15 protein-coding genes are annotated in these 17,804 nt (G+C 57.9%); 8 read left to right on the top strand and 7 right to left on the bottom strand.

Annotation, left to right across the window (positions count from 1 at the left end; translation table 11 throughout):
- Positions 1 to 67: 67 nt before the first annotated feature.
- The 3 genes from MED193_RS20955 to MED193_RS20965 all read right to left on the bottom strand — a co-directional run bounded on the left by MED193_RS20955 (position 68) and on the right by MED193_RS20965 (position 1,922).
- Positions 68 to 541, bottom strand: coding sequence for a GNAT family N-acetyltransferase (locus MED193_RS20955; RefSeq protein ID WP_009811783.1), 474 nt, complete (start codon positions 539 to 541; stop codon positions 68 to 70).
- A 106-nt stretch (positions 542 to 647) separates the two neighbouring features.
- On the bottom strand, positions 648 to 1,424 hold the full coding sequence (locus MED193_RS20960; protein ID WP_009811784.1) for a Bax inhibitor-1/YccA family protein: 777 nt from the start codon (positions 1,422 to 1,424) through the stop codon (positions 648 to 650).
- Positions 1,425 to 1,688: 264 nt separating this feature from the next.
- Positions 1,689 to 1,922, bottom strand: a complete 234-nt coding sequence (locus MED193_RS20965) for a DUF1127 domain-containing protein (protein ID WP_009811785.1) — start codon at positions 1,920 to 1,922, stop codon at positions 1,689 to 1,691.
- A 124-nt stretch (positions 1,923 to 2,046) separates the two neighbouring features.
- Here MED193_RS20965 and MED193_RS20970 point away from each other — a divergent pair, with 124 nt between their 5' ends.
- Positions 2,047 to 2,928: a LysR family transcriptional regulator gene (locus tag MED193_RS20970; RefSeq protein WP_009811786.1), complete on the top strand. Its 882-nt coding sequence runs from the start codon at positions 2,047 to 2,049 to the stop codon at positions 2,926 to 2,928.
- Positions 2,929 to 2,983: 55 nt separating this feature from the next.
- Here MED193_RS20970 and MED193_RS20975 read toward each other — a convergent pair whose 3' ends face one another.
- Positions 2,984 to 3,940, bottom strand: coding sequence for an NADPH:quinone oxidoreductase family protein (locus MED193_RS20975; protein WP_009811787.1), 957 nt, complete (start codon positions 3,938 to 3,940; stop codon positions 2,984 to 2,986).
- A 344-nt stretch (positions 3,941 to 4,284) separates the two neighbouring features.
- On the opposite strand from MED193_RS20975, the gene MED193_RS20980 reads away from it, so the two are divergent.
- The 3 genes from MED193_RS20980 to MED193_RS20990 all read left to right on the top strand — a co-directional run bounded on the left by MED193_RS20980 (position 4,285) and on the right by MED193_RS20990 (position 7,328).
- Positions 4,285 to 4,653 carry a helix-turn-helix domain-containing protein gene (locus MED193_RS20980; RefSeq protein ID WP_009811788.1) on the top strand — a complete coding sequence of 123 codons (369 nt, stop codon included), beginning with the start codon at positions 4,285 to 4,287 and terminating at the stop codon, positions 4,651 to 4,653.
- Between the two features lie 254 nt (positions 4,654 to 4,907).
- Positions 4,908 to 5,720: a histidinol-phosphatase gene (gene hisN / locus MED193_RS20985; RefSeq protein ID WP_009811789.1), complete on the top strand. Its 813-nt coding sequence runs from the start codon at positions 4,908 to 4,910 to the stop codon at positions 5,718 to 5,720.
- A gap of 267 nt (positions 5,721 to 5,987) precedes the next feature.
- Positions 5,988 to 7,328: an 8-oxoguanine deaminase gene (locus tag MED193_RS20990; RefSeq protein ID WP_039966514.1), complete on the top strand. Its 1,341-nt coding sequence runs from the start codon at positions 5,988 to 5,990 to the stop codon at positions 7,326 to 7,328.
- An 81-nt stretch (positions 7,329 to 7,409) separates the two neighbouring features.
- On the opposite strand, the gene guaD is transcribed toward MED193_RS20990, so the two are convergent.
- Positions 7,410 to 8,696 (bottom strand): guanine deaminase, encoded by a 1,287-nt coding sequence (guaD, locus tag MED193_RS20995; protein ID WP_009811791.1) that lies wholly within the window; start codon positions 8,694 to 8,696, stop codon positions 7,410 to 7,412.
- Between the two features lie 137 nt (positions 8,697 to 8,833).
- On the opposite strand from guaD, the gene mgtE reads away from it, so the two are divergent.
- From mgtE to MED193_RS21015, 4 genes are all read left to right on the top strand, one after another.
- Positions 8,834 to 10,225, top strand: coding sequence for a magnesium transporter (mgtE, locus tag MED193_RS21000; protein ID WP_009811792.1), 1,392 nt, complete (start codon positions 8,834 to 8,836; stop codon positions 10,223 to 10,225).
- 40 nt (positions 10,226 to 10,265) lie between these two features.
- Entirely contained in the window at positions 10,266 to 10,823 is a 558-nt protein-coding gene (locus MED193_RS21005) for a 5-formyltetrahydrofolate cyclo-ligase (RefSeq protein WP_009811793.1), read from the top strand.
- A 130-nt stretch (positions 10,824 to 10,953) separates the two neighbouring features.
- Positions 10,954 to 11,772, top strand: coding sequence for a TIGR00282 family metallophosphoesterase (locus MED193_RS21010; RefSeq protein WP_009811794.1), 819 nt, complete (start codon positions 10,954 to 10,956; stop codon positions 11,770 to 11,772).
- A gap of 162 nt (positions 11,773 to 11,934) precedes the next feature.
- On the top strand, positions 11,935 to 13,713 hold the full coding sequence (locus MED193_RS21015; protein WP_009811795.1) for an SLC13 family permease: 1,779 nt from the start codon (positions 11,935 to 11,937) through the stop codon (positions 13,711 to 13,713).
- A 446-nt stretch (positions 13,714 to 14,159) separates the two neighbouring features.
- Here the strand turns inward: MED193_RS21015 and MED193_RS21020 are convergent, their stop codons facing one another.
- Together MED193_RS21020 and MED193_RS21025 are read right to left on the bottom strand one after the other, a co-directional pair.
- Positions 14,160 to 15,833 (bottom strand): FAD-binding dehydrogenase, encoded by a 1,674-nt coding sequence (locus MED193_RS21020; RefSeq protein WP_009811796.1) that lies wholly within the window; start codon positions 15,831 to 15,833, stop codon positions 14,160 to 14,162.
- Positions 15,834 to 15,952: 119 nt separating this feature from the next.
- On the bottom strand, positions 15,953 to 17,728 hold the full coding sequence (locus MED193_RS21025; protein ID WP_009811797.1) for an SLC13 family permease: 1,776 nt from the start codon (positions 17,726 to 17,728) through the stop codon (positions 15,953 to 15,955).
- Positions 17,729 to 17,804: the final 76 nt, after the last annotated feature.

Raw genomic sequence — 17,804 nt, forward strand, 5'->3', positions numbered from 1 at the left:
CTGTCTTGCGCTGCATGCTGCCGTGGCTAAAAGCTCTGCACAAGCGACAACTGCGGAATTAACCCCCCTATGCACGCCATTCTGCTGCAACCATGACAGGTTGCAGTCCAAAACTCTGAAAAAGCGCCGCTGAGGCAGTGTTGAACGGCGCATAAGTGGTGCTGATGGTGTTGATATCCAGGGACTTTGCCTGGTGTTTGACCGCGTTCAACAAGGCCAGGCCAACGCCCATGCGGCGAAAGGCCTTGGCGGTGATAATGTGATGCACCATCACGCGGGTCTCAGAGAACCGGATCGGCAGCGGCGGGCGGTGCTCAACCTCAAAGATGACATAGCCCAGCAGGCCTCCCTTTGGGCTCTCAGCGACGAGCGCGGTGACGCTGTCTTGCGCCAGCCAGTCGTGTAACCAATGCTGCAGTTCTGCCTCTGACGGGTCTGCAGGGTAGCGGGCGGGTTGATGTGCAACATGGAGGCTGTGCAAGTCCTGTAAAAGCGGAATGAGGCGACCGGCTTCGCTAGCCGGTAGGTTCAGAATTTTCATTGTCTTCCCTCGGAATCGGTATCTTGAAAAGTTGGTATTAAAACGAAGAAGGGGCGGATCGCTGTGATCCGCCCCTCGCTGTAGGTCTTGGAATTTTCTGTGTCGCTTATTCGCGATTTCCAAGCAGCTGGAGCAGCATGACAAAGAGGTTGATGAAGTCCAAATAGAGGCTCAACGCACCCATGATCGCGGCTTTGCCCAGCCATTCCTGGTCGCCGGAATGGGCCATCTCAAGGTAAGTGGTCTTGATCTTCTGCGTGTCATAGGCGGTTAGGCCGGCGAAGATCAGCACACCAATGACCGAGATCGCAAAGGCCATGGCACCGGACTGCATGAACATGTTCACGATGGAGGCCACGATCAGGCCGATGAGGCCCATAATCAGGAAGGCACCCATTGCAGAGAGGTCTTTCTTGGTGGTGTAACCAACCAGGGACAGACCCGCAAAAGAGATCGCAGTGATCAGGAAGACCTGAATGATCGACTGGCCAGTGAAGACCAGAAAGATCGAGCTGAGCGAGAGGCCCATAACGGCGGCGAATACATAAAACAGCAACTGCACACCAGCGGCGGACATGCGGTTGGCCGCGGCACCAAACCCAAAGATAAAGGCAAGTGGGGCTAGCATGATGACCCATTTCAGCGGCGACAGGTAAATCGCATTGCCAAAGCTGGTCAGGTATTTGCCTTCGCCGATCATGGCGGTCGCGCTTGCCGGATCAGATGTCACCGCCAGATTGGACAGGGCCCAAGCCGCCAGAAAGGTGATGAACAGGCCTGCGGACATAGTGCCGTAGACTTTGTTCATATGGGCGCGCAGCCCCGCGTCTATCTCAACAGAGCGAGCGCCTGCTGCAGATCTCATTGTATCAAACTGTGCCATGTATCATGGTCTCCGTTCCAAAAACTCCCTCGCCGACCTTAGCGCGCATCACAGCGCGCCAAGTGGCGTTCCCGCTAAATATCGGTTTTCTTGGACAAGCGTTCAAGTCTCTATGCCGAAAATCCCGTTAAAAACGTAAAAAGACCTGCCTTATATCGAGGCAGGTCTTTTTCGTGGTGTCCAGTTTTGGCCAAATTGAAATGGATTGATCTGGGGTCGGTACAGTTTCCTGGTCGCTGCACGTCGGATCTTGACGTGCAACTTTTAGTTTTTCCAGCTTTCTGGTGCGTCCCAGATCGGACGGCCTGCCTCTTTCAACGCGTCGCGACGGCTGATACCGATATCTTCCAGCGTGCGGGCATCCAAGGTGCTCAGTTGGCGTCGCTGGTTCAGCAAGTCCAGGCGGTTTGTCACAAAGGACAGCAGGCTAAACCGCGCACGGGGCTTGATGCTGCGGATTGGAGTGGCAGAGTGACAGGTGTTCGCACTATAGGTCATGTTCGTTGTCCTTTCGTTATAATTTGATGTGTCTTCGCGTCTGCATCATTTCTATTGATGTATATGCAGGCTTATGATCTATTTTAAAAACGAATGTTATTGATGAAACACATCAGAGGTTGTGATGGCACGTAATTTGGATATCACCACGCTGCGGTCTTTTGTTGCGGTGGCGGACTATGGCGGCGTCACCCGCGCGGCTGGATTTTTGCATTTGACCCAGTCTGCGGTTTCCATGCAGCTGAAACGGTTGGAAGAGCTGCTAGGGCTGGCACTGCTGGATCGCTCTGGGCGCACCATCGCCTTGACCCCCTCAGGCGAACAGCTCTTGGGCTATGCCCGGCGCATGGTAGCCCTAAATGATGAGGTTATCGGTCGATTGACGGATCAAGCTTTTGAAGGCGAAGTCGTCTTGGGGGTGCCCCATGATGTGGTCTACCCTGTTATCCCGCAGGTTTTGCAGCGGTTCAATGCCAGCTTTCCAAGGGTGAATGTCAATCTGGTGACCTCGAATACCCGGGATCTGAAGGCGGGCTTTGCCAAGGGGACCTATGATCTCATCCTGACGACGGAAAGTGGCGCGGGTGAGGGGGGGGAAACTATTCATGAAATGCCACTGCGCTGGGTGGGGGCGCCAAATGGCTCCGCCTGGCGGCAAAGCCCGTTGCGGCTGGGGTTTTGTCGGGCCTGTATCTTCCGCCCTGTTGCCACTGCGAAACTGGATCAGGCGGGCCAGGAGTGGGACATGGCAGTGGACAGTGAATCTGATCGTACGGTTGAGGCGACAATCAGCGCCGATCTGGCAGTCGGAGTTCTGCTGGAAGGAACCATCCCCGATCACCAAGAAGCTATTGACCATGGCGGCCTCCTGCCGGACCTTCCCATACAGCATATCAATCTCTATGGGGCTGACAGTGTCAGAGCAAGCTTTGTCGAAGACCTGGCGCGGATCATTCGCCAGGGCTATGCCGCGCTGCGTCCGGTTCCGTTGCGCGCAGCAGGCTGATCCAGATTGATCTAGAAAGGGGGCAGCTAGGTGCTGCCCCCCTTGGTTTTTTGAGCTAGGGCGTGATTACCACTTTGCCGGTTGAGGCGCGGCTGCGCAGCAGCTCCATGCCTTCGGCGACCTGCGCAAGCGGCAGCACATGGCTGATATGCGGGGAGATGCGCCCGGAACTGTGCCACTCCATCAAGGTCGCAAAGGAGCGCTGCATGACCTCGGGGTGGGACTTCAGATAGCCACCGATGTAGAATCCGATGACGGTGAGATTCTTGACCAGCAGGTGGTTGGCGGGGATCTGTGGCACCTCGCCGCTGGCAAAGCCGATGGGCAGCAATCGACCGCCGGGCTTGGTGGCGCGAAAGGCTGCTTTCCAGACATCACCGCCCACGGCATCATAAACCACGTCCGCACCGCCGAGTGATTTCACCTCTGCCCGCAAATCGGCGGTGTCATCAATCAGGTGGTCAGCACCTGCGGACTTGGCGACCTTCAGTTTTCCCGCTCCACGTGCATGAGCAATGACGCGGGCCCCCATCAGTTTGCCGATTTCCACCGCTGTCAGCCCGACACCGCCGGCTGCGCCAGTGACCAAAAGTGTCTCTCCTGGCTGCAGGCGGGCGCAGTGGTCAAGGGCGACATGACTGGTGCCATAGGTAATCAACAAAGCTGCGGCATCCTCAAAGCTCATGCTGTCGGGGATGGCCACCACGCGGGCAGCGTCAAACACCCCTTCCTGGGCCAGGCCTCCCTGCCCAGAAAAGACCGCGACACGGTCACCGGGAGACACCCGCTGAACCTGTGAACCACATTCCATTACCTCACCCGCCAGTTCCAGCCCAGGGGTGAACGGGGGGAGAGGGGTGTCTTGGTATGTGCCTTTTTGCAAAAGCAAATCCGCGAAGTTCAGACCGCAGGCTCGGATCCTGACCTTGACCTCATCAGCGCCAGGAGGAGGGCTTTCGATCTCTTCGAGAACCGGAGGTGCGTTAAAATCATTGATGCGATAGGCCAGCATTTCTATCCGTCTTTCTTCTCATGTGCGGGTGATTCGCTCCAAAGCGATGTTGAAACGGTCGATTTTTGCACCTCACTATTTATGGGGAGGCACAAATAGGTATCCAAAAGCATATATGACACAACCAAAATGATAGGTGAAATCATACATTTGCCATGTTGTCGGCGTCTGGGCGAGGTGACAGACTTGAATTCAACTGCGAAGGTCTTACTGTTGGGGCTGAGGTTGAGCTCTGATCGTGATGGTTGAGTATCTCTGTGGTGGGTATTGTATCTGATGCTGCTGCCACTGAAACGCGAAACTATATCCGGGCAGGGATTTATTGTTTAACTAGGAGATAGCGAATGGCTCATCCCGTAGATGTTCATGTCGGCAAACGCATTCGTCACCGTCGGTGGCTCATCGGCAAGACACAGCAACAACTGGCGGAACAGGTTGGTATCAAGTTCCAGCAAATCCAGAAGTATGAAACAGGCGCTAACCGCGTCAGCGCCTCTCGGCTTTGGGATATTTCCGACGCCATGGACGTCCCCGTCAGCTTCTTTTTCGAAGGGCTGGATGAAGAGGCGAAAGATGGTGGCAAGTCGGCAGTTCCTGACGATCTGATGGGGGACAAGGAAGCTCTGGATCTGGTGCGGTCTTACTATGCTATCCCAGAAAATCAGCGGCGGCGCCTGTTCGAACTGGCCCGCGTGTTGAGCGACGTCGCTTAACGGGGCCTTTGCATCGGGTTCCCGACGGTGGTTTGTACTGTACTGAGCGCCCGCAGCATTGATCCGCCCAGTCCTCTGCTTGGGGCAACCCGATGGCGCAAGCCCGGATTGGTCGAAACCGAGAGCAGGATCTTATTAGAGAATATGTTTTTGCTTGAACCGGGGCCACGAGAGTGGCACCGGTTTTCCTATGTTAATTTCAGGGGGCAGCGGATCGCTTGGGTGGTCTCAAGCGGATAGATAGAGGTGGGTAGATGATAGAGACAGATTTGAGCGACATTGAGGTTGCACATAAATTGGCCGATGCCGCAGGACAGGTGATCCTGCCCTATTTTCGCAGTACAGATCTGGACGCGGAGAACAAGCTGAGTGATGGGTTTGATCCCGTGACTGTCGCAGATCGGGCCGCGGAAGAGGCGATGCGAGATCTGCTCGCACAACTGCGGCCAAAGGATGGTATTCTGGGCGAAGAGTTCCCGGCCAAGATGGGCACCTCCGGGCGCACCTGGGTGCTTGACCCGATTGATGGCACAAGAGGATTTATCAGTGGGACGCCGACTTGGGGGGTGTTGATCGCTCTTTCAGAGGGGGAGGGGCCCATACTCGGCGTGATCGACCAGCCCTATACTGCAGAGCGGTTTTCTGGCAGTGCCGCGCAGGGCGACCGGGCGGTACTGGCAGAAATGACAGGGCCTTTGGGGCGCAGGGGGTTAAGAACGCGTTCCACGCGCGATCTGGCGGAGGCCATTCTTTTTACTACATTTCCTGAAATCGGCAGCGCCGCTGAGCGGGCAGCGTTTGATCAGGTTGCCGCAGAGGTGAAACTGACGCGCTATGGGATGGATTGTTACGCCTATGCGCTGTTGGCGGCCGGGCAGGTTGATCTGGTCATCGAGGCCGGGCTGAACGCCTATGACATTCAAGCGCCAATTGCTGTCATCCAAGCTGCTGGCGGCGTCGTCACAGATTGGCAGGGCGGGCCCGTGCATGAGGGAGGGCGGGCGCTGGCGGCAGCGACGCCGCAGTTACACGCTGAGGCGCTGCGAGTGTTGAACTGGCAGGATTGAAGAGACCGGGGTTCCTGCAGAGCCCATTGGGTATTTGCTGTCGCAGAGTTCGGGAGGCGGGGGCTCTGCCCCCACGGACCTTTGGTCCGCTCCCCCGGAATATTTTAAGAAAGGTGAAAACAGGCCGAAGAGATCCGCGCCGCATTTCTGCCTTGAGCGCTTGCCCTGGTTTGAGGTAGATTTCCACCAGGTCGAGTCCTTTGCCTGTTCTCTGTCGGCCTGAACTGCACTCCATGAACCGAGTCGGGCCTAAATGGAGTGTGCATGATGGGCGAGATCCTTATTCAAAATGCTAATACCGTCCTGACGATGGATGACCATGATCAGGTTTTTCACCATGCGGATGTGTTAATTCGCGAGGGCGAAATCGCCGCTGTGGGGCATGGATTGGTGAGCACCGGGGAGAGTCTATCTGGTGAGGGCTGCGTGGTGACGCCAGGATTGGTCAACACCCATCATCACCTGTATCAAAACCTGACCCGGGCGGTGCCGGGGGCGCAGGATGCGCTGCTGTTTGGCTGGTTGCAGCGGCTCTACCCGATCTGGAGCCGCTTTGGCCCAGAGGAGATGTTTGTTTCGGCGCAGTTGGGGCTGGTGGAGCTGGCCCTGTCGGGCTGTACGTTGAGTTCCGACCATCTGTATCTTTATCCCAATGGCGCCCGGTTGGAGGATACCATCCATGCGGCGGCGCAGGTGGGGCTGCGGTTTCACCCCACTCGGGGTGCAATGAGTATTGGTGAAAGCGACGGCGGATTGCCCCCTGATCATCTGGTAGAGGCGGAAGGTGCTATCCTGGAAGACATGATCCGAGTTGTTGATGGCTTTCATGATGCCGCTGAGGGATCGATGTGTCGGGTCGGACTGGCGCCCTGTTCACCCTTTTCGGTGAGTCGAGAATTGATGCGAGATACGGCAATCCTGGCGCGTGACAAGGGGGTGATGTTGCATACGCATCTCGCTGAAAATGAAGAAGATATCGCCTATTCCGAGGCTAAGTTTGGCTGCCGACCAGGCCAATATGCTGAGGAGTTAGGCTGGACCGGACCGGATGTTTGGCATGCCCATTGTGTGAAGCTGAACCCGACAGAGATAGATCTTTTTGCGCGCAGTCGCACAGGCGTGGCCCACTGCCCCTGTTCCAACTGTCGACTTGGCTCAGGGATCGCTCCGGTACGCCAGATGCGCGACGCTGGCGTAGTTTTGGGGCTGGGGGTGGATGGTTCTGCCAGCAATGATATGGCCAATTTAATGGGGGAGGCGCGTCAGGCCTTGCTGTTGCAGCGTGTGGCTCAGGGGGCAAACGCCATGAGCTCCTACGAGGCCTTGCAAATAGCGACCCGTGGCGGGGCAGATGTACTGGGGCGTCCTGACTGTGGGCGGCTGGCGGCAGGAAAACGCGCTGATGTGGCTATTTGGGATGTGAGTGGCGTGAGCACAAGTGGGAGCTGGGATCCCGCCGCGTTGCTGCTGGCGGGGCCTTCAAAGGTCAAACACCTGTTTGTTGAAGGGCGTCAGGTGATCGAGGATGGCGTGGTGACCACTCTGGATCTGCCAAGTCTGTTGGAGCATCACCATCGTCTTGCAAAGAGGCTGATGGCTATCGGCTAACCCTAGAATTCAGGGCGTAGGGCCAGAGGGAGGTACAGACCGATCGAGGGCAGCGTCAGGGGGCTTGGTGCGCGCCCCGACCTATTGGCGTTGGCCGTTGACCCAGACCTCGGTTACGGCGCGGTCATCCCCCATCATCAAAGTTGGGAAGACGGCCTCCCAGAGATCCGCCGCACGGGCGCTACGTTGGGCGATTGCGGGGGTTGAGGAAAGGTCCAGCACCACCAGATCTGCCTCCATTCCGGGGGCAATATTGCCGATTTTATCCTCCATGCGCAGCGCGGTCGCCGAGCCCTGAGTAGCTAGCCAGATCAGCTCTGCAGCATGCAGGGGGCGCCCGCGGAGCTGGCCGACCTCATAGGCGGCGGCCATGGTGCGCAGCATAGAAAAGCTGGAGCCGCCGCCGGTGTCGGTGGCCAGGCCGATGCGCTGGCCCTCTGCCATCAGGCCAGCCATATCGAAGAGCCCTGAGCCTATGAAGGTGTTTGAGGTTGGGCAATGCACCAGGGCTGCGCCATATTCACGCAAACGGTGGCGTTCGCGCTCTTGCAGGTGGATGGCATGGCCATAGAGGCCGCGGGCGCCAAGCAGACCAAACTCTTCATATGTGTCCAGATAGTCCCGTGCCTGCGGGAAAAGCGTTTTGACCCATTCGATCTCATCCAGCTGCTCGCTGAGGTGGGTCTGCATCAAGCATTCGGGATGCTCGCTCCAGAGTGCGCCCATAGCCGCGAGCTGCTCTGGGGTGGACGTGGGCGAAAATCGGGGGGTAATGGCATATTCAAGGCGATCGACCCCGTGCCAGCGTTCAATAAGGGCTTTGCTGTCATCATAGGCGGATTGCACGGTGTCGCGCAGCCCCTCGGGGGCATTGCGATCCATGCAGGTCTTGCCGGTGACTACGCGTTGCCCACGGGCCTTGGCGGCGGTGAAAAAAGCATCGACGCTTTCGGGGTGGATGGTGGCAAAGCTGCAGACCGTGGTGGTGCCATTGGCCAGGGTCAGATCCAGATAGCGTTCTGCGATCTCCTGCGCGTAAGCGGCATCGCCAAAGCGCATTTCCTCTGGGAAGGTATAGCTGTTTAACCAGTCGATCAGCCGCTTACCCCAACTGGCGATAATGGCGGTCTGCGGGTAATGCACATGGGCGTCCACAAAGCCGGCCAGGATCAGCCTAGCCCCGTGGTCGATCACTTCGGCCTGAGGCTGCAGGGCTTTCATCTCTTCGAATGTGCCGCAGCCGACAATGCGCCCTTCCGCCAGCGCCACAGCGGCGGAAACCACGACTGCCTCCTCCGGAGTCTGGGTCTCAAAGGGGGATGCGGAATAGGACAGCACATGTCCGCGCAAGATGAAGTTGCTGTGCATTTCGGAGCCGTCCTTTTCTTGCCAAATCGCAGCCCACAGGATACGCGCGCTGAGAGTGCCGGTAAATTATCCCATTGTCATTGTTTTCTGGTAACTGCTTCTAGTAATTTGCAACCAATCTTAGCAAAGGGCAGCATATGAGCACAGGCAAGGATACTCTCCATGAGGACCAGCCCAGAGATGAGGGCTACGATCTCGACAGAAAGCTTGTTGCTGGCATCCTGTTTGCGGTTGATCGCGAAGACAAGGCCGCGCTCACCTCCCTGATGGAGGATCTGCACGCGGCGGATATCGCGGATCTTCTGGAGCAAATCAATAGCTATGACCGGACCCGGTTGATCCGGCTATACGGTCGCGAATTTGATGGTGAAATTCTCTCGGAACTGGATGAGAGCATCCGTGAAGAGGTGATCGCCACGCTGAACCCATCGGTTCTGGCCAGTGCGGTGCGAGAGCTGGAAACCGATGATGTGGTGGATCTGGTCGAGGATCTGGAAGAGCCACAGCAAGAAGCCATTCTGGACGCATTGGAAGATTCCGACCGGGTCGCGGTTGAGCAATCACTCAGCTACCCGGAAAATTCGGCAGGGCGCCTAATGCAGCGCGAGGTGGTGATGGCCCCTGAACATTGGAACGTGGGCCAGGCCATCGACTATATGCGCGAATCCGAGGACCTGCCGGAACAGTTCTACCATATGGTGCTGGTGGATCCCCGGCTGCGCCCCATCGGTAACGTGACCCTTGGCCGGATCATGGGCACCAAACGCGAGGTGCCGCTTGCCGACCTGCTGGAGGAGACATTTCAGGTCATCCCCGCCGATCAGGACGAAGAAGACGTGGCCTATGCTTTTAACCAGTATCACCTGATTTCTGCCCCCGTGGTGGATGGGGATGGGCGACTCGCTGGGGTGATCACCATTGACGACGCCATGGCGGTTTTGGATGACGAACACGAAGAAGATATCCTGCGTTTGGCCGGGGTGGGTGAGGAAAGCTCGCTGGCAGATAGGGTGATCGAGACCACGAAACGGCGGTTCCCCTGGCTTGCGGTCAATCTGGTCACGGCTGTCCTCGCCTCCTTGGTGATTGCGCAGTTTGAGGCAACGATTGCCCAATTTGTGGCGCTTGCGGTTTTGATGCCCATTGTGGCTTCAATGGGAGGCAATGCGGGGACCCAGTCGCTGACAGTTGCAGTGCGGGCAATGGCGACCCGCGACTTGACCGGGGCCAATGTCTGGCGGGTAATCCGGCGTGAGGTGTTGGTGGGATTTGTCAACGGTGTGATCTTTGCCGTTGTGATGGGCATTGTAGGCGTAATTTGGTTCGGCTCTCCGGCGCTGGGTGGCGTGATTGCTGCCGCTATGGTGATTAATCTGGTCGTCGCCGGGCTCGCTGGGACGGTCATCCCGGTTTTACTAGAGAAGGTGGGCGTGGACCCGGCCCTGGCCTCTGGTGCCTTTGTGACCACGGTCACGGATGTGGTTGGGTTTTTTGCCTTCCTGGGGCTTGCAGCGACCCTACTTCTTTAGGTCGTGTCTCAGCCTCGTGACGTATTTTGAGGAGAGAGAGATGATCGATCTGAGAGAGATCAAAGCTGTGGCCCGCAAAGCTGCCTTTGCCCGGCGCAAAGCTGCCTTTGATCGCAATATTCCTGGTGCGGCCGGGCATCTCTCCGAAGTCCTGGCTGGCTATCGCGGCGTGCCGCTATCCGGTTTTGTACCCATTCGCACCGAAATTGATCCGCTGCCCGCCATGGCCGAGGCCGCTGCTCATGGCCCGGTCGGGGTGCCGGTTATTCAGGCCAAGGATATGCCGCTGAAGTTCAGCCGCTGGCAGCCAGATGGGGCCCTGCGCGATGGTCCCTTTGGGGCGGCGGTGCCTGAGGTCGATGATTTTTTCGAACCGGAAATCCTGATCGTTCCCTTGGTCGCCTTTGATGTCGCTGGCGGCAGGCTTGGCTATGGTGGTGGCTTTTATGACCGAACGTTGGAGCTGTTACGCGCTAAGCGTTCCACCTTGGCCATCGGGTTTGCCTTTGACGCGCAGGAAGCCACGGATCTGCCTTTAGAAGCGACTGATCAGCCTTTGGATATGGTCGTGACCGAAAGCCGCGTTTTGCAGTTTTAGTACGCTGAGCAACACCCCGTGGCTGGAAAGCAGAGTTGCGGCGGCCAGAATGTGTTACCAAGGCCAAAAATTGACACCTGAGCAGCCCGGGGCTCTTGTCCTGCGAGGCTGTGCGGCCTAGGACAGCTAAATGCGAATTTTGTTTCTAGGCGATGTGATGGGCCGCGCTGGGCGCCGCGCCATCACCGAAAACCTGTCGCGGTTGCGTCAGGAGTGGCGGCTCGACTTTGTCGTGGTCAATGGCGAAAATGCCTCCAATGGCATGGGGCTCAGTGGGGCACATGCCAAGCTGCTACTCGATGCCGGAGCTGATTGTCTGACTCTGGGCGATCACGCCTTTGACCAAAAAGACATGCTGCAATACATTGAAAAAGAGCCGCGTATCATCCGGCCCTTGAACTTTGCCAAGGGGGCGCCCGGGCGGGGCTACCGTCTGTTTGATGCCGCTGGTGGACGCAAAGTTCTGGTGACGCAGGCGCTGGGCCAAGTCTTTATGAAGCGGGCTTTTGATGACCCGTTTGGCGCGGTTGAGGCTGTTCTCAAGTCGCATCCGCGTGGGGGGCTGGCCCAGGCTGTCATCGTTGACATGCATTGTGAAGCCACTTCTGAGAAGATGGCCATGGGTCATTTTTGTAATGGTCGGGCCTCGCTGGTGGTCGGCACCCACACCCATGTGCCTACAGGGGATGCGCATATCCTCTCCAATGGGACGGGATATCTGACCGATGCCGGTATGTGCGGTGACTATAACTCTGTGATCGGAATGGAGAAATCCGAGCCGCTTCGTCGATTCTTGACCGGGATGCCCAAGAGCCGCTTTACCCCGGCAGAGGGCGAAGCCACCCTATCGGGCGCATTGGTGGTAACGGATGATCGCACCGGCGAAGCCAAAGAGATTCACATGGTGCGCAATGGTGGGTTGTTGCAGCCATCCGGGCCTGGAATTTGATCTTGTTGTTGCCTGTTTTTCAGGAAATTGACTGCTTAAATTAGGGTGTTTGTTGCATAAACTCCTTTTTGTCATGGAGCCGCAGTTGGCGGGGCATGAAACCATTGCCCCGCCATTTGCGATGAGGGAGACTGCCAGCGGCAACTTGGGACAATCGACACAATGGATCTGATCAGTTTTTCCCAGAATGGCAGCGCCTTGCTGTCTTTGGCCATCGTTGGCTTGATGTTTGTCGCCTTCCTGCGCGAGATCTACCCGACCGAGGTGGTGGCCATGGCCGGGGTCTCGCTGATGCTGATCACTGGGGTACTGCCCTATGAACGCGCCATCGAAGTGCTCTCCAATCCGGCACCTTGGACCATTGCGGCGATGTTCATCATCATGGGGGCATTGGTACGCACAGGGGCGCTTGATGCCTTTACATCTAAGGCTCGCAAACAGGCTGAGGTGAGCCCAAAGCGTGCCATTGCGCTATTGATGCTCTTTGTCATTGCGGCCTCGGCGGTGGTGTCCAATACCCCGGTGGTGGTGGTGATGATCCCGGTCTTCGTGCAGATCAGCCGAACCTTGGGAGTTTCGGCTTCCAAAATGTTGATTCCACTCAGCTATGCGGCCATCCTTGGCGGTACATTGACCCTGATCGGGACCTCTACCAACCTGCTGGTTGACGGGGTTGCACGGGCACAGGGGCTTGCACCTTTTTCGATCTTTGAAGTCACGCCTTTGGGGATTGTTTTGGTGATTTGGGGCATGATCTATCTACGTTATATCTCGCCACACTTGCTGCCGAACCGCGACAGTATGGCGATGCTGCTAAGTGATCGCTCCAAGATGAAATTCTTCACCGAAGCGGTGATCCCACCTGAAAGCAACCTGATTGGCCGTGAGGTGACCGGGGTGCAGTTGTTCAAGCGCCCTGGTGTGCGATTGATCGACCTCGTGCGCGGCGACCTGTCTCTGCGGCGCAACCTCAAAGGGGTTGAGCTGCAGGTGGGGGACCGCGTGGTATTGCGCACCGAAATGACAGAGCTGTTGAGCCTGCAGGCCAATAAGGAGCTCAAGCGGGTCGATCAGGTATCGGCGGTGGAGACCAAGACGGTGGAGGTTCTGGTGACGCCGGGCTGCCGTCTGGTCGGGCGCTCTTTGGGGGCCATGCGTCTGCGGCGCCGCTACGGTGTCTATGTCCTGGCTGTCCACCGGCGCAACCAAAATATCGGTGTGCAGCTTGATGATCTGGTGGTGCGCGTCGGCGATACGCTGCTGCTCGAAGGCTCTCCAGGCGATATTCAACGGCTTGCTGCCGATATGGATATGGCGGATGTCTCCCAGCCCACCCAGCGTGCCTACCGCCGCAGTCATGCGCCGCTGGCGATTGTTGGCCTCTTGTCTATTGTCGGGCTGGCAGCGCTGGGCGTGGCTCCGATTTTGCTACTTTCTGTTGTTGTAGTGGCTATGGTTTTGATCACCCGCTGCATCGACGCGGATGAGGCCTTTTCTTTTGTAGATGGGCGGTTATTGGCGCTGATCTTTTCCATGCTGGCCATTGGTGCTGCGCTGGAAAGCTCGGGCGCTGTGCGTCTTATTGCTGAGGCAATCGCCCCCTCATTGACCGGGTTGCCGCCCTTTGTACTGGTCTGGGCAATCTACCTACTGACCTCGGTGCTGACTGAACTGGTTTCTAACAATGCGGTCGCCGTGGTGGTAACGCCGATCGCCGTTGGTTTGGCACAGGCCATTGGCGTAGATCCAAGGCCACTGGTTGTTGCCGTCATGGTGGCGGCCTCGGCCTCTTTTGCCACGCCGATTGGTTATCAGACCAATATGCTGGTCTATGGTCCGGGGGGGTACAAATTCACGGACTTCTTGCGGGTTGGCATCCCGCTCAATCTCAGTATAGGGCTTTTGGCCTCGGCTTTGATCCCCTATCTTTGGCCGCTTTGATCTTTTAGGCTAAGGCTCACAGGCAACCACGCAGGTTTTTGCCGATGGTTAGTCACAGCGGATGAAATTGGTAATCTTCGCCCTATATCAAGTTGGTAGACATATTTGATGAGGGTAGATTTATGAGTTTTAGACGTGGATTTTTGGTTTTTCTGTTCGCCACTGCTTCCGGTATCGCCCTTCTGTCGCAGGCTCTGACCTAGGGTTTGGCGGCAAGTATAGGGTTTGGGCCCATCGGCTGCGGGTGCCCCTTGGCGATTGGTGCTGTGGACAACAGGGGGCGCTGCCCCCTCGCGCCAGAGGCGCTCACCCTTGGGATATTTGACGCCAAGTGAAAACGGGATAGGCTCCTGAGCACACCATTGAGCAGGAGGGTGATGGTGGTTTTGGACCTAACTCGTCTGTGACCGTGCTTTGTGACCATGCTTTGTGACGGGCGCGGCCCTTCAGGCAATCAGGGAAGAGCGCCCCGCCTGGCGGCCAGAGAACAGGCAACCGCCCAGAAAGGTTCCTTCCAATGCATTGTAGCCGTGATATCCACCGCCGCCAAAACCTGCGGCCTCACCAATGGCAAACAATCCCGGCACGGCGGTGCCATTAGCCCCCACCATTTGGCTTTCCAGGTTTGTCTGTAGCCCGCCCAGGGTCTTGCGAGTCAGGATGTTGAGCCGCACTGCGATCAGCGGGCCGTTCTTACGATCCAATATGCGGTGGGGTTTTGCCGTGCGGATCAAGCGATCACCGCGATAGTTGCGGGCGGCATTGATGGCGATCACCTGGGCGTCCTTGGCAAATGCATTGTCGACCTGGGCATCGCGGGCTTCGATCTGGCGGCGCAGATGGGTTTCGTCCAACGCTACCTCGGCAATACGGTTCATACCCTCGACCAGCTCGGCCAGCGTGTCAGCGACAACAAAATCTTTCCCGTGTTTCTTAAAGGCCTCCACGGGGGCGGGCGCAGTGCCGCGCGACATCAGGCGCGACCGGAGCACTTCCACCCACTTGCCTGAGGTCAGGTCGGGGTTCTGTTCTGAGCCTGAGAGGGCAAATTCTTTCTCGATAATCTTCTGGCTCAGTACGAACCAGCTGTAATCATACCCTGTCTTGAGAATTTCTTTCAGCGTGCCCAGCGTATCAAAGCCGGGCAGGAAAGGCGCTTTTAGCCGGTCCCCAAGGGCATCAAACCACATTGAGGATGGGCCGGGTAGGATACGAATGCCGTGGTTGGGCCAGATCGGATCCCAATTGCGCAGCCCTTCGGTGTAGTGCCACATGCGATCCCCGTTGATCACATGGCCCCCTGCGGTTTCCGCAATGGGAATCATGCGCCCATCTACGTGGAAGGGCACTCCGGCTACCATCGTTTTTGGCGGCTCACCCAGGCGGTCACGGGGCCAGTTTTTGCGCACGAGTTCAAAGTTCCCGCCGATCCCGCCTGAGGCGACGATAACCGATGGGGCATAAACCTCGAATTCCCCTATCTCTTCTCGGTTTGTCCGAGCTCCCTGTGGTGCGGTATCGGCCGCCAGCACCTCGCCGGACACGCCTTTGACCTCGCCTGCCTGCACGATGATATGGCTGACCTGATGGCGAAACCGAGTGATGATCCGGCCATCAGCAACATGGGCCTGCAGCCGGGCAGCGAATGGCGCGACAACGCCGGGACCTGTGCCCCAGGTCACATGAAAGCGTGGCACCGAATTGCCATGGCCCTCTGCGGTGCTGCCGCCCCGCTCGGCCCAGCCAACAATCGGAAACCAGCGCATGCCCATCTGATGGAGCCAGGGACGCATTTCAGTCGCAGCAAAGTCCAGATAGGCACGGGCCCATTGTTTGGGCCAGTCGTCCTCAGCCCGGTCAAACTGCGCACTGCCCATCCAGTCCCGTCGTGCCAGATCATGGCAGTCACGGATGCCCATGCGCCGCTGCTCTGGGGTGTCGATCATAAAGAGCCCACCAAGGCTCCAGTGGGCCTGCCCGCCAAGAAATTGCTCTGGTTCCTGGTCCAACAGAATCACCCGCTTGCCACGGTCTCCCAGCTCGCAAGCCGCCGCAAGTCCGGCAATGCCAGCCCCAACAATGATCACGTCTGCATGGGTATCTGTGCTATCTGCTGTCATCTGCGCCTCCCGGTTTTTCCCAGCCTACGCGGAGCCTGTGGCTCAGAGCAATTCCTTCCATGCTTTGTCGTTGGGTCAGCCTTCGCTACGGTTGCAAGGCAATCCAGGTCTTGTGGGGGCTACATTGGCCAGAACACCAGAATCGACGGGATCGAAACAGCAATCACAAGGATCTCCAGCGGCAGACCTATCCGCCAGTAGTCGCCAAAGCGATAGCCCCCAGGGCCTAACACCAGCGTGTTGTTCTTGTGCCCAATGGGGGTAAGAAAGGCGGCAGAGGCCGCGACAGCTACCGCCATCAGAAACGGATCCGGAGAGACGCCCAGCGTGGCGGCCATCTGGATGCCGACCGGGGCGGCGACAATGGCTGTGGCGGTGTTATTTAACACATCCGACAGCGTCATGGCGACCACCATCAGAACCGTCAGCACCATCCATGAGGGCAGGCCTGCAGTGAGGTCAATCAATCCATTTGCGATCAAGGCGGTGCCACCGGAGTCATCTAGGGCGGCGCCCAAGGGAATCATTGATCCCAAGAGTACGACCACGGGCCATTCTACATGATCGTATATTTCCGCCACTGGCAGTACCTTAATCAGCACATAGCCGACCACCACCAGCCCCAAAGCCACGGGCAAATAGACCAGTCCCAAAGAGGCGGCGAGCACAGCCAAGGCAAACATTCCAATCGCGGCCCAGGTTTTGTCGTTGGCAGTTACCGCCAGGCCCCGCTGCGCCAAAGGCAGACAGCCCAGCCATTCGGTTACATCGGCGCCACGGTCGCGGGGGCAGAGCAGAAGCAGAATATCCCCTGCCTCGATTTCGATCTGGCGGATATGGTTGGTCAAACGGCGCCCCTGCCGGGACAGACCCAGCAATACAGTACTCTGTCGCCAGGCTAACCCCACCGCCTGGGCGGAACGGCCATTGATGCGGGCGGTCTCGGGCACCACCACCTCTATCACTTCTAGACCTTCACCAGCTGCGGTAAGTTTCTCTTGGCGGGCAGCGTCAGAGAAATCTAAGGAGAGCGAGGTGCGAAACTCATCCAGTGCCTCAGGCGTGGCTTCGATCACCAGGGTATCACCGGCCTGAAGCACCGCTCCGGCAGAGCGGCCATAGCGGCGCTTACCATTCCGGATCAGTCCAAGAATTGCGATATCGGCCTTTTCGGCCTCCGGGTCGAGCGTCCCTAGGCGTTCTCCGATCAGTTTGGATCGATCCGGAACGGTGAGTTCAGCAATATAATCAGCCAATTGTGCCTCGGAGTTGCCAGCGCCCGCCTCCCGCTGCGGGATCAGGCGCCAGCCAATGAGGGCAACAAAAGCAAGCCCAGTCAGGGCGGCAATTCCGCCCACGGGGGCAAAGTCAAACATCGCAAAGGGCGCGCCCACGGTTTCCTGCCGGATCGCGGCGATGATGATATTGGGAGGGGTGCCGATCAGCGTCGCCATGCCACCCAGGATAGTTGCAAAGGACAGTGGCATCAGGCTGAGCCCCGGCGCGCGCCCGGCCTTGCGGGCGGTCTGGATATCCACCGGCATGAGCAGCGCCAAGGCGGCAACGTTGTTCATAAAGGCAGACAGCACCGCCCCGACGCCCCCCATTAGGGCAATATGCAGTCCCAGGGCACGGGCGCTGTCCACCAGCGTTCGGGTGATCAAAAAGACTGCGCCAGAGCGCACCAATCCGGCCGAAACGATCAGCACCAGCGCCACCACCAGTGTTGCCGGATGGCCAAAGCCGGAAAAGGCATCTTTGGTGGGCACCAGGCCCATGACCACAGCGATCATCAGCGCACAAAAGGCAACGATATCGTAGCGAAAGCGTCCCCAGAGGAACATGCCAAAGACGGCGGCGAAGATGGCAAATAATGCGGTCTGTTCAAATGTCATGTGGTTACTCTAGCCATTGGCGCTAGAGGGGCAAGGTGGCACTTGTTATAGGGTCCATATGGCCTTGACGAAGCTC

This window comes from Roseobacter sp. MED193 (assembly GCF_000152965.1).
Lineage (GTDB): Bacteria > Pseudomonadota > Alphaproteobacteria > Rhodobacterales > Rhodobacteraceae > Pseudophaeobacter.

Coding starts and splice junctions, on each gene's coding strand:
- MED193_RS20955 (WP_009811783.1), bottom strand. CDS start 541: ATGAAAATTCTGAACCTACCGGCTAGCGAAGCCGGTCGCCTCATTCCG.
- MED193_RS20960 (WP_009811784.1), bottom strand. CDS start 1,424: ATGGCACAGTTTGATACAATGAGATCTGCAGCAGGCGCTCGCTCTGTT.
- MED193_RS20965 (WP_009811785.1), bottom strand. CDS start 1,922: ATGACCTATAGTGCGAACACCTGTCACTCTGCCACTCCAATCCGCAGC.
- MED193_RS20970 (WP_009811786.1), top strand. CDS start 2,047: ATGGCACGTAATTTGGATATCACCACGCTGCGGTCTTTTGTTGCGGTG.
- MED193_RS20975 (WP_009811787.1), bottom strand. CDS start 3,940: ATGCTGGCCTATCGCATCAATGATTTTAACGCACCTCCGGTTCTCGAA.
- MED193_RS20980 (WP_009811788.1), top strand. CDS start 4,285: ATGGCTCATCCCGTAGATGTTCATGTCGGCAAACGCATTCGTCACCGT.
- hisN (WP_009811789.1), top strand. CDS start 4,908: ATGATAGAGACAGATTTGAGCGACATTGAGGTTGCACATAAATTGGCC.
- MED193_RS20990 (WP_039966514.1), top strand. CDS start 5,988: ATGGGCGAGATCCTTATTCAAAATGCTAATACCGTCCTGACGATGGAT.
- guaD (WP_009811791.1), bottom strand. CDS start 8,696: ATGCACAGCAACTTCATCTTGCGCGGACATGTGCTGTCCTATTCCGCA.
- mgtE (WP_009811792.1), top strand. CDS start 8,834: ATGAGCACAGGCAAGGATACTCTCCATGAGGACCAGCCCAGAGATGAG.
- MED193_RS21005 (WP_009811793.1), top strand. CDS start 10,266: ATGATCGATCTGAGAGAGATCAAAGCTGTGGCCCGCAAAGCTGCCTTT.
- MED193_RS21010 (WP_009811794.1), top strand. CDS start 10,954: ATGCGAATTTTGTTTCTAGGCGATGTGATGGGCCGCGCTGGGCGCCGC.
- MED193_RS21015 (WP_009811795.1), top strand. CDS start 11,935: ATGGATCTGATCAGTTTTTCCCAGAATGGCAGCGCCTTGCTGTCTTTG.
- MED193_RS21020 (WP_009811796.1), bottom strand. CDS start 15,833: ATGACAGCAGATAGCACAGATACCCATGCAGACGTGATCATTGTTGGG.
- MED193_RS21025 (WP_009811797.1), bottom strand. CDS start 17,728: ATGACATTTGAACAGACCGCATTATTTGCCATCTTCGCCGCCGTCTTT.